This is a genomic window from Mammaliicoccus sp. RAM2 (genome assembly GCF_045897195.1).
In the GTDB taxonomy this organism is placed as follows: domain Bacteria; phylum Bacillota; class Bacilli; order Staphylococcales; family Staphylococcaceae; genus Mammaliicoccus; species Mammaliicoccus sciuri.
The window spans coordinates 215,261-228,664 of record NZ_JBJNWI010000001.1 but is presented as its reverse complement, the minus strand read 5'-3'; the positions used below and the strand labels follow the sequence as shown (position 1 = coordinate 228,664).

Sequence of the window (13,404 nt, the reverse complement as noted above, 5' to 3'; positions counted from 1 at the left end):
GACAACTGTGTGACAAATTAAAAAAACCGATGTTTTTTGTTGAATTTAGTGTACAGAGCATGTTATATTACATACATGAAATTAATCACATAACAAACATACCCCTTTGTTTGAAGTGAAAAATTTCTCCCATCCCCTTTGTTTAAGCACCGTGTAATCAGACACGGTGTTTTTTATTTATTTGTTCATTCATAGTTAACATCCCAAAAGTTATCTATTAAGTGGTGAGTATAAGTTATAAGGACGTATATTTAACCATAAAGTATGAATCTTAATTTTCATGCTAAAAATTGAGTAGGGCATAAAAGTCCAAAAAAACAGCAGTTATTCATCTTTAATGATGGATGACTGCTGTTTTTTTATTTTACGACTTTATTCTAAAACATAAAAATAACATCTCATTTTTAACTGGATGAACCAGTGAAATGAGATGCTAATTAATTTAAGTAAGGATACAGATCCTAATACTTATCATTATTTACTTTTCTTAAATTTCCAAAAATCTCCGTGTACAGAATCTTGTTGTTCTATATAATTTTGGAGTTGTAATTTTTTTAATTCGCGTTTGACAATTTTCTCTGGCCATTCATATATTGTCGCAATTTCTTGTTCAGAAATAATTGATTGCGATTGTATATAGTCGAGTAATTTTGGAGGAAGTTGCTTCTCAACTTCTGTTCCAATAAGTTCTTGAATGATATACGTATAAATATGATATGGGTATAAACCTTCTACTTTAAGTCCTTCAGAATGTACATCTTCATTAAAGAACACAAGTGATGGTGTCATATTGATATCCATCTCACGCGAAATATGCAAATCTGTTTGTAAACTATCAGTCAATGACTGCTCTTTCAAGTCTTTAATAAATACAGATAAATCAATTCCAGATTTGTACGCACACTTTCTAATCAGCTCAGTTGTAATGATTTTTTCATGAGGTATAATTTCATTCTGAATTAAGTTTAGAAATCTGCTCGCTCTATTATGTCCTTGTAATTCTGCTGCTTTAAATGCTAAAGCTACATTATCAAATTCACATGTGCTTTGAGCCTGACATTTAGTCAAAACTTTTAGAGAGGGATTCAAAATCTGACGAATTTTAACATATTTTTGATATTCAATTTTTAACTTTGCTAATGTAGCTGATAGATTAAAACAATCTTCGCAAAATGGATCAAAAAATGAATAAATTTCGATTTTGCTTACAGGTGTTAAATCTATATTATTTTGTTCATTAGCATGGATTAGTCTTAATTCTTCGGCCATATTATCCACCTTCAACTATATTAAGCGTTAACCATGTGGTTTGCAGTTAGCTTGAGTCTTTCATATAAATATTCTTGTATATCTTTATTTAATCGAGATTGGGTAAGGGCTTCAAGCATATTCTCTAGCCAGGCATCTCTTTCTTTATTCGTAATTCTGAAAGGTAAATGACGTTGTCGTAACATCGGATGACCGTGTTCTTCTGTATATAATGCTGGACCACCCAAAAACTGCGTTAAAAACTGTTTCTGTTTACGACTCGTTTCTGCAAAGTCACCAGGGAAAAGATGATTAATACGATTATCGCGTTCTACGAGATAATAAAAGTGATCAATCATGTCGTACAAATCTTGGGGGTCGATTACTTCATATGGGGTCATAATTTCACCTTTTCTTGCTTATTTCATTATCGATAATATTAATATAACATGTTCTTAAATTTTTAAAAGTATTTCGACTTGTAACGAAAGTAAATTCATGTTCTTTTGCGATCTGCATTGAAAAAGCGTACCACTTTATTATTTGGAATATTTCTTTCTATATTCAAGTCATTCAAAATTTTATTAAAAGCTATTTCGCCTTTATCATAGTCCTTAACTTCGAATTCTAATTCATAATCTTCAATACCTAAATAAATACTATGATCCAATACTAAAAGTCCTGTGCCAATATCTTTTTCTAACCTATAAGTCGTTAAATCACCAAGTTGTCTCAGGTCATTTAGTGGAATATTAAACTTATTTAATATTTCAGTAATGTTTTCTGGAAGATATTGTTTGTTTAAACGTTCACCTTGTTTAGGAATATCCTCAACTATTTCGTTATATTCTAGAAGACCAACTTCTTGTGGGACTTTTAAAGTCATTTCATAATTATGATTCTTTTCACGTATTCGTAGTGCCATTTTTTGTGACATAATATCATGATTATTTGTATCTATATAGTAATTTGTTTGTTTAAAAGGCTCACTTTGTTTAAAATAATATTGTTTGATTAATTCATAATCTTCAAGCGTGAGCATATTCTTGAATTCAATTTCGAGTTCTTGTCCCATTTTGATATACACTTCCTTTTACACTATTATTATAGAAGATTTACGGATAAACAAGTAATTATACAAAATTGACTTGATGATATGAATGTTTAAATTAAAATGTGTTAAAATAGATTGGAATAAGGAGGAACAACAATGCGTATTTATGTAAATGAAATTAAAATAAATGACAATCAAATCAAATGTTATACAGACCAACCAACTGAGGGATTAGAACCAGCAGAGCATATGATTGTAGATAGCGATAATCATGCATTTGTATATATGCTTGATAGCGGTGAACAATACCATTATTTATTATTTGTAGAGGAAACATGGTCAATGATTCATGAACACTTCGACAAAGAGGTCATCGTCAATGATCATTTAGTATTAACTTCATTTAAAGAAGAAATGGAATTTTTATTAGATAACATCGCAGATAATCACAACTATGGTAAAGCGTTTGTAGCTTCGGTAGAGGAAGCATTTGAATTAAACAAAGCGGAGTGATGGTTATGAATCAATGGGAAGAATTTTTGGCACCATATAAACAAGCAATTGACGAATTAAAGATTAAATTGAAGGGGTTACGTAAACAATATGAATCTTCAGATAAACCTTCGCCAATTGAGTTTGTTACAGGTCGTGTTAAACCCATCTCAAGTATTATAGATAAAGCAAATCAACGTGATATTCCTTTTGATCGATTAAGAGAGGAAATGTATGATATTGCGGGTTTAAGAATGATGTGTCAGTTTGTTGATGATATAGATATCGTTGTAGAACTATTAAGACAACGACAAGATTTTGAAGTTGTAGAAGAACGAAATTATATCGAATATACAAAAGAAAGTGGATATCGTTCGTATCATGTAATTATCAGTTATCCAATTGAAACGTTACATGGTCAAACGAATATTTTGGCAGAAATTCAAATTAGAACATTAGCGATGAATTTCTGGGCGACGATTGAACATACCTTAAGATATAAGTATGATGGTGATTATCCTCCTGAAATAAGAAATAGACTTGAGAGAGCAGCTGAGGCAGCATTTTTATTAGATGAAGAAATGTCTGAAATACGTGAAGAAATTCAAGAAGCACAGAAATATTATTCCAGACAGAAAAGTAATAAACACAAACACGATTAGGGGTGAATGCTTTGAAATATAATATATTATCAAAAGGTGATTCAAAATCGAATGCTTTAATGTATAAAATGAAAAATCATATGAATGACTTTAATATGGTTGAAGACAAAGAATCACCCGATATCGTAATTTCTGTTGGTGGAGATGGTACTTTATTACAAGCATTTCACCAATATAGTCATATGCTAGGAGATGTCAGTTTCGTAGGTGTACATACTGGACATTTAGGTTTCTATGCTGATTGGTTGCCACATGAAGTTGAAAAACTCATTATTGAAATTAACAATTCAACTTATCAAGTTATAGAATATCCATTATTAGAAGTTATAATTCGCTACAAAAAAGGCGGATATGAAACGAGATATTTAGCTTTAAATGAAGCAACTATTAAAACTGATAATGGCGCAACACTAGTTGTAGATTTAGTATTAAGAGGCGAGCAGTTTGAAAGATTTAGAGGTGATGGTTTATGTGTTTCAACACCATCTGGTTCAACGGCTTATAATAAAGCTTTAGGTGGGGCACTTATACATCCATCACTAGAAGCTATGCAAATAGCTGAAATAGCTTCTATTAATAACCGTGTCTTTAGAACGGTTGGTTCTCCGCTTGTATTACCTAAACATCACGTTTGTCATATACATCCAGTAAATCACGATACATTACAAGTTACGATTGATCATGTAAATGTTAAACATAAAAATATTGAATCTATTCAATATAGAGTAGCAAATGAAAAAGTCCGCTTTGCAAGATTTAGACCATTTCCTTTCTGGAAAAGAGTACATGATTCATTTATTTCAAATGAGGATTAAACATGAAAGTATTACAATATCGAGCAGCTTCTTCAATGATTTTGAAGACATTCTTATATGATAAAGGCATTTCTAAAAAGAGTTTAAGCGCCATTAAGCAGAATGGCGCTTTATTAGTGAATAAAGAACACGCTACCGTTAGAAAAGAAATTCATGAAGGTGACGAAATTGAGATTCACTTACCAAATGAATCTCCTAGTCATAATTTAGAACCATTTACGTTTGATTTAAATATTTTGTTTGAAGATGAATGGTTTATCATCGTTTCTAAACCTGCCATGATGAATACAGCGCCTTCTAGAGAACATCCTCATAATAGTTTAGTTGAAGCGGTGTTAAGCTATATGCTAATGAATGGTGAACGAACAATTCCACATATAGTGACACGTTTAGATCGCGGTACAAGTGGTATAGTTATATTTGCGAAGCATCAATTATTACATCACATGGTTTCAAATACGACAATAAGTAAATACTATGTTGCACTTGTACATGGTGTTGTTGCACCGAAGAAAGGTGTTATTAAAGCACCAATTGCACGTGCTAAACATTCTATTATAGAAAGAGAAGTTTCTGAAGAAGGTAAGTTTGCACATACAGAATATGAATATTTAGATGGTGATTCTGAAAATAGCATGCTTAAATTACAACTTTTTACAGGTAGAACACATCAAATAAGAGTACATCTTGCATATATTGGTTATCCAATTATAGGTGATAGTTTATATGGATATGAAGATGGTCAATATGATCATCAATTACTGCAGTGCAATCATATAGAATTTATACATCCAATCACTTTGAAACAATTGCATATTGTTGATGAAATGCACTATAACCTAAGCGGTGTAGGTATGATATAATAAATTGTATTTTTATGAGGAGGTGGCAAAGTTGGTTAATGAAAATAATGAAAATTACATCGAAGACGAAGCTTTTGATAAAGAAAAGTTAGACGAACTATTAGCAAATGATGAAATAGACCAATTTAGAGAAGAATTTTTAAATATGCATACATATGACCAAGGTGAATACTTTGAAATATGTGATAATGAGCTCAAACAAAAAATATATCAATTCCTTTCACCGTTAGAAGTAGCTGACTTCTTTGAAACGACTGAGTTAGATGATGAAGAATACGAAGAAATTTTTCAAAATATGAATGCTAATTATGCAAGTCAAATGTTAAGTGACATGTCATACGATAACGCAGTTGATATTTTGAATGTATTATCTAAAAGTAAAATAGCCACTTTACTCACACTCATGAATCGTGAAGATGCTAGAGAAATTAAAGCATTACTTCATTATGAAGAAGATACTGCCGGTGGTATTATGACCACTGAGTTTATTTCAGTATATTCAACAATGTCTGTTAAAGAAGCGATGTTCTATGTTAAAGAACAAGCACCTGAAGCGGAAACAATATATGTTATTTTCGTTGTAGACGAAAATAAAAAATTAGCAGGCGTTATCTCATTAAGAGACTTAATTGTCGCTGAAAATGATGCATATATTGAAGAAATTATGAGTGAACGTGTTATCAGTTCTAATGTAGCTGATGACCAAGAAGACGTCGCACAAACAATGCGAGATTATGACTTGATTGCGTTACCTGTAATCGACTATCAAGATCATTTATTAGGTATCATTACAATTGATGATATCTTGGACGTTATGGATGAAGAAGCAAGTGAAGACTACTCTAAATTAGCGGGTGTATCTGACATCGACTCTACAAATGATTCAGTCTTCCAAACAGCTATGAAACGTTTACCTTGGTTATTAATATTAACGGTTTTAGGCATGATCACAGCATCCATACTAGGACAATTTGAAGATACACTTTCACAAGTTGCACTTCTTGCAGCATTTATACCTATCATTAGTGGTATGAGTGGTAACTCAGGTACACAATCTCTTGCCGTATCTGTACGTAATATATCAACAGGTGAAATAAATGAACAAAGCAAATTTAAGCTCGCACTTCGTGAATCTGGTTCAGGACTACTGACTGGTTTCTTCTGTGCAATAAGTTTATTCATTATAATTGTCTTATTATATCGTGAACCTGTATTGGCGCTTATCGTTTCAGTTAGTTTAACAATAGCGATGACTGTAGGTACTTTAATGGGTGCAATTATACCGATGTTTATGAATAAAATGAATATTGACCCTGCAGTTGCAAGTGGACCATTCATTACGACAATAAACGACATTGTCAGTATGTTAATCTACTTTGGTTTAGCAACAGCATTTATGTCTTATCTAATATAAGGAGAATAATATGGAGCATTCTAGTTTTACATCTCTAGTTATTGTTGTTATTGCTGCATTTTTAACACCTATACTTGTAAATAGGTTGAAAATTTCTTTCTTACCTGTTGTCGTTGCTGAAATCATAATGGGGATAATCATAGGTGACTCTTTATTTGGATTAGTAAAAGAAGACGCATGGTTATCTATCTTATCGACGTTAGGTTTTATATTTTTAATGTTCTTAAGTGGTTTAGAAATTGATTTTAACGCGTTTAAGACGAAACAAACTTCTGATGAACAAGAAGGAAATAATATTCCAAGTAATTTATATTTAACGGGCGTCGTATTTTCTTTAATTATGGTTTTATCTATTTTATTAGCCTTTATATTCAAATGGACTGGTTTAATAGACGACGTATTATTGATGGTTATCATCATCTCGACAATTAGTTTGGGCGTAGTTGTACCAACAATAAAAGAAATGAATATTATGCATACAAGCATCGGACAGTTTATCTTGTTAGTTGCAGTTGTAGCAGATTTAGCAACAATGTTACTATTAACAGTTTACGGTACAATAAATGCTAAAGGTGATTCACCGTTATGGCTTATAGGTATTCTAATCGTCTTTAGTTTTATCTTTTATATTATGGGTGGTTTATTTAAAAAATCACCATTCTTAAAAAAATTAACTTCAGGTACAACTCAAATAGGTATTCGTGCAGTGTTTGCACTCATTATTCTACTCGTTGGTTTAGCTGAAGGAGTAGGCGCTGAAAATATATTAGGTGCCTTCCTAGCAGGAGTTATCGTATCGTTATTAGGGCCTGACCAAGATATGGTAGAGAAATTAGACTCATTTGGATATGGTTTTTTTATTCCAATATTCTTCATTATGGTAGGTGTGAATTTAAACATTCCGTCACTTGTGCAAGAGCCAGGTTTATTAATTATCATACCTTTACTGTTTATTGCCTTTTTAATTTCTAAGCTGATTCCAGTAGCATTTATAGGTAAATGGTATGACCGTAAAACGACAATTTCTTCGGCATTCCTATTAACTTCAACATTGTCACTTGTAATCGCAGCAGCAAAAATCGCTGAACAACTTGGAACAATCAGTTCAGAAATATCTGGCATACTTATTCTAAGTGCAGTTATCACATGTGTCTTTGTACCGATTGTATTTAAGAAGATGTTCCCAATGCCTGAAGAAACTAAGAAAATTGTTAAAGTGAGCTTTATTGGTAAAAACCAATTATCGATCCCAGTTGCTCAAAGTATACATTCTCACATTTATCAAACTTCAATGTTCTTTAGAAAAGATCTTTCAGATAATAGAAAGTTAGATGAAAGTATTAAAACATTTGAGTTAGATGATTATATTGAAGAGGAACTATTAGAATTAGGCTTATTTGATTCAGATATCATTGTATGTTCAGCAAATGATGATCAAATCAACAAACAAGTTGCTTTAATGGCGCATAATCATGGCGTTAAAAGAATTATTTGTAAACAAGAAAATGGTAGTGAAGATGAAGCATTTGAAGGTAAAAATATTGAATTCTTTAGTAGTTTCTTAAGTAATAAAATCTTACTTAAAGGATTAATTGAATCTCCAAATATGCTGAACTTATTAAGTAACGTAGAAACTTCTCTATATGAGATAGAGATGAAGAACCATAGTTATCATAATGTATTGTTAAGATCATTCCCATTTGCTGGGGACGTAATCTTTGTACGTATTATTAGAGGCAAAGATTCAATCGTACCTCATGGTGATACTGAATTACAATATGGAGATAAGTTAATTGTGACAGGATCAAAAGAATATGTTTCACAATTAAAACAAGATATGGAATTTATTTAATAAACTTTGTAAAAATGAGGTTGTACTATAGACCTCATTTTTACTTTTTATTCAATATAAAATAAAAGTATAATGCTTGTCAGGTGGTCTGACCAGTGTTATTATAACGAGTGAATGTTTAGTATAATATACATATTAAAGGAGTATAGTGAATGTTTAATTTAGAAGGTAAAACATATGTAATCATGGGTATTGCGAACAAAAGAAGTATTGGCTTTGGTGTAGCTAAAGTGTTAGACGAACTAGGTGCTAACTTAGTATTCACATACAGAAAAGAACGTAGTAAAGATCAACTTGTTAAATTATTTGAAGAATTAAAAAATCAAAAAGGACAACATATTTTTGAATGTGATGTTCAAAAAGACGATCACGTTGTAAATGCTTTTGAACAAATTGGAGAAAAATTTGGTTATATAGATGGTGTTTACCATTCAATCGCTTTTGCTAATATGGAAGACTTAAGAGGAAGATTTACTGATACATCTCGTGAAGGTTTCTTATTAGCACAAGATATTAGTTCTTATTCATTAACAATCGTTGCAAGAGAAGCTAAAAAATTAATGCCAGAAGGTGGCAGCATCGTTGCAACAACTTATTTAGGCGGAGAATATGCAGTACCTAACTACAATGTAATGGGTGTAGCTAAAGCAAGTTTAGAAGCAAACGTTAAATATTTAGCACGTGACTTAGGAGAAGATAACATTCGAGTAAATGCTATCTCTGCAGGTCCAATCCGTACATTAAGTGCAAAAGGTGTAGGTGGATTCAATGCGATCCTTAAAGAAATTGAAGAACGTTCACCATTAAAACGTAATGTAGATATTATAGAAGTAGGTAAAACAGCAGCTTATCTATTAAGTGACTACTCAAGCGGTGTAACAGGTGAGAATATTCATGTAGACTCAGGTTACCATGTTGTAAGATAATTTAGAGAACCAACAAAATCTATGATTTTGTTGGTTTTTTGTATATGTAGTGACAAAAAGGTGGGGAATTTTAACTAAGGACGTCTATATTAACAAAACTTGGCGGAATTGTAACTTAGAGCGGCCATAATTACATACACTACATATCTTCCACACCAAACAAAAAACTGAAACCGCATTGGTTTCAGTTTTTTGTTTATTTTAAGTTGTTATCATGTATTGGATCGTCTTCAACTGTACGGTTCGCACTTGAACTAATAGATTGTCTATGTGTGTATACATTTCGAACGATTGTCTTAAGTACTGCGTATGTTGGTACGGCTATTAAGATAGCTACGAAACCGCCTAAATTACCTGCAGCTAATATAACAGTAATGATTGTAAGTGGGTGAATGTTTAATGATTTACCCATAATGTTTGGTGTAATCACGTTCCCTTCAAGTTGCTGACAAATTAATGTGATAATACTTACCCAAACGAGCATCATAGGATCTTGTATGAGTGCGATTGTTGCTGCTGGTATAAATGCTAACCATGGTCCTAGGAATGGAATCATGTTTGTGATGAGTGCCAATAAAGCTAAAAGTAATGCATAATCCAAACCTACAAATGTATAACCTAAGTACAATAGTACACCTAATATAACACTAACTGTAACTTGACCTTGTATATATGATTGCAATGTTTGATTAATGTCTTTACTTAAATTAACGACAAACCATTTTGTACGACCTTTGAAAGGTCTAGCTATAAATGGAATAAATCTTTCGTGATCTTTTAACATATATATTAAGAAGAAAGGCACTAAGATTAATAAGAACATTGTTGAAACAAATGATGATATATAACTAAATAGGTTTGTTAACATATCTGTTACGATACCGCTTATACTTTCGATTGAATCATTAATTTTTTGTGATATATTTTCTGGTAATCGATCTCTTTGTTGTAAAGCATAATCTACAACATGCTGAATTTCACGTTGTATATAGGGAATATTCTTGATTAAATTATTAATTTGATTTGTTAGAACTGGTGCAATGATTGAGATAAATAATACAACAATCAGTATTAATGCAACGATGATGATCGAAATACTTCCCCATCTGGGTACTTTTCTTTTCTCTAACATTTTTTGAAAAGGTAAACAAATATAGAATAAGAATCCACCTAATAATAATGGTAGTAATATGGATTTTACGATAATGATGATTGGATAAAATATTTCATTTATTTCCATAAAGATTTTTATAATTAGAAACGTAAGGAGAATAGCTATTCCTGTACGAAACCATGCTTTATTTAACAATAGAAGTCCTCCTTATCAAACTTTCTCATACTTTTATATTATAAGCGAAATTACAGAATTAACAATGATAAATAAAATAGTTTCTAGAATTCGTGTAATGTTTAAAAGTTTATATTTTTATATATTATTTTAAGTTGTACGGATTAGAATAATTATAACGTATTTGTGAATATATGAATTTGTGTGCATTTATACTTACTATTTCTAAAAAGCTTTTTTAACAATATAGTAAGCGCTTACAATTTGTGTTAAGAGCATTTCAAAAAAATATTGATTGTGTATTTATACATGGTATAATCATAACAAGGTAATTTCAAAATTTTCTGAACATGAAGTTATCTTAAGGCTTACAACAAAGGGGAGATTAATTATGGAATCTATTGTTAGCTTTGCGAATGAGATTGTATGGAGTAAAGCGTTAGTGTATGGTCTTTTACTGACTGGTGTTTTATTTTCATTTATGATGAGGTTCTTCCAAGTCAGGCACTTTAAAGAAATGATTCGTTTAATGTTTCAAGGGGAAAAGTCACCAACTGGTATTTCTTCTTTCCAAGCAATTGCAGTATCATTAGCAGGTCGTGTTGGTACAGGTAATATTGTTGGTGTTTCAACAGCAATCTTTATCGGTGGTCCTGGTGCAGTATTCTGGATGTGGGCTACAGCATTTCTAGGTGCGAGTTCGGCATTTATCGAATCAACACTTGGTCAAATTTATAAAAGAGAAATAAATGGTCAATATCGTGGTGGACCAGCATACTACATAGAATCAGGTATAAAAGGTAAAGCTGGTAAAATATATGCAATTATATTTGCACTTGTTACAGTACTATCTGTAGGTCTATTGCTTCCGGGTGTTCAATCAAATGCCATTGCCTCTTCAATGAAAAATGCATTTGGATTAAATCCTTGGGTTATTGCTATAGTATTAGCTGTATTATTAGCACTTATCATTTTCGGTGGTATCAAAGCAATTGCAAATGTTGCGACAGCCGTTGTACCTTTTATGGCTATTGTTTACATAGGTTTAGCAGTTGTTATTATTATATTAAATATTGAAGCAGTTCCAGGTTTAATCGCATTAATTTTCAAATCTGCATTTGGTGTAGAAGCTGCTTTTGGTGGGATTTTCGGTGCGATGATTGAAATTGGTGTTAAACGTGGACTTTATTCAAACGAAGCAGGTCAAGGTACTGGACCACATGCTGCTGCCGCTGCAGAAGTATCACATCCAGCGAAACAAGGACTTGTACAAGCATTCTCAGTTTATGTAGATACTTTATTAGTATGTACAGCAACAGCATTAATGATTTTAATGTCAGGTACATTTAATACGACAGACGGTGAAACAAATAAAGATGGTTCGCCACATTTAATTCAAGACAATGGTATTTATGTTCAAGGTCCAGATGGTAGTAAGGACGTATCAGGTACAGCGATGTATGCTCAAGCAGGGATTGATAAAGCATTCTCTGGAGACAACTACACGTTTGATCCAGCATACTCAGGTTTCGGTTCTTACTTTATTGCGTTAGCATTGTTCTTCTTCGCATTTACAACGATACTGGCATATTACTATATCGCAGAGACTAACGTAAGTTATATCATACCGTCCGATAAACAGAAGATATGGATTATATTAGTACGGTTAGTTCTCATAGGTGCTACAATATACGGATGTGTTAAAACAGCTGATGTAGCGTGGGCAATGGGTGACTTAGGTGTAGGTATGATGGCATGGTTAAATATCATTGCAATTTGGATACTCCATAAACCAGCCTTAAGAGCATTACGTGACTTTGAAATTCAGAAAAAACAAAAAGGGTCAGGTTATTATGCGATATATAGACCAGAACCAGATGAAGTGCCAACAGCAAAATTCTGGCATGAAGATTATCCTAAACGTTTAAAAGAATATAACTTGGATGATAAATAATTAAACAATATCAAACGCTTTCAAATATACGCTCTCTACTGTACAATAAAATTATATGTACAGTTGGGAGCGTTCTTTATGGATAAAAAAATAGGTCTTGTTGACCAAATAAAACTTGAAAGTAAATTTTTGAAAAGGGAAGTGACAATCTCAATTTACTTACCTAAAGACTATACAGATCTATATAAACATCATGTGATTATTACATTTGACGGTAGGGACTTTTTCCAATTTGGTCAAATTCATCGGGCATACGAGAAATTAAGAACAAATGATGAGATAGAAAGGGCAATTATTGTCGGTGTTCACTATGAAGATGTAGATAAGAGAAGAACAGAATTTCATCCCGATGGAGAATATCGAAAAGAAACGTCACAATTTGTGGTTAAAGAGCTATGTCCTTATATTGATAAAACATTCTCAACTTTGAAAGTAGGTAATGCAAGAATGTTACTAGGCGATAGTCTAGCAGCAAGTATCGCTTTAATGACATGTTTAGAATACCCGCATCATTTTAGTCAAGCAGGACTGTTCAGTCCACTAATCAACGATACAGTAATAGAAGCATTTAATAATTGCTCATCTAAACATCTATTAACAATCAAACATTATATAGGTAAAGAAGAAGATTCTTTCAAACTTATTAGTGGAGATATGGCAGACTTTTTAACACCGAATCGATCATTCAGTGAACGAGTTAAACAGGAAGATTTAACATATGAATACACTGAATTAGATGGTGGACATACATGGAAAACATGGAAGCCTGAATTACCAAATATGTTAAGTTACTTTTTAAGTCATCAAAATCAAAAAAATTTGATATAATAATAATG

General features: G+C 31.9%; 13 protein-coding genes. 9 read left to right on the top strand and 4 right to left on the bottom strand.

The window, feature by feature from the left end; genetic code table 11:
• Positions 1–474: 474 nt before the first annotated feature.
• The 3 genes from ACJTHF_RS01120 to ACJTHF_RS01110 all read right to left on the bottom strand — a co-directional run bounded on the left by ACJTHF_RS01120 (position 475) and on the right by ACJTHF_RS01110 (position 2,323).
• A complete protein-coding gene (locus tag ACJTHF_RS01120) occupies positions 475–1,269 on the bottom strand; it encodes a DsbA family protein (RefSeq protein WP_058592510.1) in 795 nt (264 codons plus the stop codon).
• A 20-nt stretch (positions 1,270–1,289) separates the two neighbouring features.
• Positions 1,290–1,649 (bottom strand): globin, encoded by a 360-nt coding sequence (locus ACJTHF_RS01115; protein WP_049319860.1) that lies wholly within the window; start codon positions 1,647–1,649, stop codon positions 1,290–1,292.
• A 95-nt stretch (positions 1,650–1,744) separates the two neighbouring features.
• Positions 1,745–2,323: a CYTH domain-containing protein gene (locus tag ACJTHF_RS01110; RefSeq protein ID WP_048542012.1), complete on the bottom strand. Its 579-nt coding sequence runs from the start codon at positions 2,321–2,323 to the stop codon at positions 1,745–1,747.
• Between the two features lie 135 nt (positions 2,324–2,458).
• Between ACJTHF_RS01110 and ACJTHF_RS01105 the strand changes: the two genes are divergently transcribed.
• The 7 genes from ACJTHF_RS01105 (at position 2,459) to fabI (ending at position 9,326) form a co-directional block, all read left to right on the top strand.
• Positions 2,459–2,815 carry a hypothetical protein gene (locus tag ACJTHF_RS01105; protein WP_025905666.1) on the top strand — a complete coding sequence of 119 codons (357 nt, stop codon included), beginning with the start codon at positions 2,459–2,461 and terminating at the stop codon, positions 2,813–2,815.
• A gap of 5 nt (positions 2,816–2,820) precedes the next feature.
• Complete coding sequence (locus ACJTHF_RS01100; RefSeq protein WP_048542741.1) at positions 2,821–3,456, top strand: GTP pyrophosphokinase family protein; 636 nt, start codon at positions 2,821–2,823, stop codon at positions 3,454–3,456.
• An 11-nt stretch (positions 3,457–3,467) separates the two neighbouring features.
• Positions 3,468–4,271, top strand: a complete 804-nt coding sequence (locus ACJTHF_RS01095; RefSeq protein WP_048542013.1) for an NAD kinase — start codon at positions 3,468–3,470, stop codon at positions 4,269–4,271.
• Positions 4,272–4,273: 2 nt separating this feature from the next.
• A complete protein-coding gene (locus ACJTHF_RS01090) occupies positions 4,274–5,134 on the top strand; it encodes an RluA family pseudouridine synthase (protein WP_232156540.1) in 861 nt (286 codons plus the stop codon).
• A 31-nt stretch (positions 5,135–5,165) separates the two neighbouring features.
• Complete coding sequence (mgtE, locus tag ACJTHF_RS01085; protein WP_025905662.1) at positions 5,166–6,548, top strand: magnesium transporter; 1,383 nt, start codon at positions 5,166–5,168, stop codon at positions 6,546–6,548.
• Between the two features lie 10 nt (positions 6,549–6,558).
• Entirely contained in the window at positions 6,559–8,400 is a 1,842-nt protein-coding gene (locus ACJTHF_RS01080; protein ID WP_058592506.1) for a cation:proton antiporter family protein, read from the top strand.
• 152 nt (positions 8,401–8,552) lie between these two features.
• Positions 8,553–9,326: an enoyl-ACP reductase FabI gene (fabI, locus tag ACJTHF_RS01075; protein ID WP_106417841.1), complete on the top strand. Its 774-nt coding sequence runs from the start codon at positions 8,553–8,555 to the stop codon at positions 9,324–9,326.
• A 196-nt stretch (positions 9,327–9,522) separates the two neighbouring features.
• Here fabI and ACJTHF_RS01070 read toward each other — a convergent pair whose 3' ends face one another.
• The gene (locus ACJTHF_RS01070) at positions 9,523–10,635 is read right to left on the bottom strand and encodes an AI-2E family transporter (RefSeq protein WP_048542020.1); all 1,113 of its coding nucleotides are present in this window, start codon (positions 10,633–10,635) and stop codon (positions 9,523–9,525) included.
• A gap of 370 nt (positions 10,636–11,005) precedes the next feature.
• On the opposite strand from ACJTHF_RS01070, the gene ACJTHF_RS01065 reads away from it, so the two are divergent.
• Both ACJTHF_RS01065 and ACJTHF_RS01060 read left to right on the top strand, forming a co-directional pair.
• Complete coding sequence (locus ACJTHF_RS01065) at positions 11,006–12,568, top strand: alanine/glycine:cation symporter family protein (RefSeq protein WP_269669227.1); 1,563 nt, start codon at positions 11,006–11,008, stop codon at positions 12,566–12,568.
• A 78-nt stretch (positions 12,569–12,646) separates the two neighbouring features.
• On the top strand, positions 12,647–13,396 hold the full coding sequence (locus tag ACJTHF_RS01060; protein WP_078355608.1) for an esterase family protein: 750 nt from the start codon (positions 12,647–12,649) through the stop codon (positions 13,394–13,396).
• Positions 13,397–13,404 lie beyond the last annotated feature (8 nt).

Bases quoted from the DNA above. Each gene is read 5' to 3' on its own strand.
- ACJTHF_RS01120 (WP_058592510.1), bottom strand. From the start codon at position 1,269: ATGGCCGAAGAATTAAGACTAATCCATGCTAATGAACAAAATAATATA.
- ACJTHF_RS01115 (WP_049319860.1), bottom strand. From the start codon at position 1,649: ATGACCCCATATGAAGTAATCGACCCCCAAGATTTGTACGACATGATT.
- ACJTHF_RS01110 (WP_048542012.1), bottom strand. From the start codon at position 2,323: ATGGGACAAGAACTCGAAATTGAATTCAAGAATATGCTCACGCTTGAA.
- ACJTHF_RS01105 (WP_025905666.1), top strand. From the start codon at position 2,459: ATGCGTATTTATGTAAATGAAATTAAAATAAATGACAATCAAATCAAA.
- ACJTHF_RS01100 (WP_048542741.1), top strand. From the start codon at position 2,821: ATGAATCAATGGGAAGAATTTTTGGCACCATATAAACAAGCAATTGAC.
- ACJTHF_RS01090 (WP_232156540.1), top strand. From the start codon at position 4,274: ATGAAAGTATTACAATATCGAGCAGCTTCTTCAATGATTTTGAAGACA.
- ACJTHF_RS01080 (WP_058592506.1), top strand. From the start codon at position 6,559: ATGGAGCATTCTAGTTTTACATCTCTAGTTATTGTTGTTATTGCTGCA.
- fabI (WP_106417841.1), top strand. From the start codon at position 8,553: ATGTTTAATTTAGAAGGTAAAACATATGTAATCATGGGTATTGCGAAC.
- ACJTHF_RS01065 (WP_269669227.1), top strand. From the start codon at position 11,006: ATGGAATCTATTGTTAGCTTTGCGAATGAGATTGTATGGAGTAAAGCG.
- ACJTHF_RS01060 (WP_078355608.1), top strand. From the start codon at position 12,647: ATGGATAAAAAAATAGGTCTTGTTGACCAAATAAAACTTGAAAGTAAA.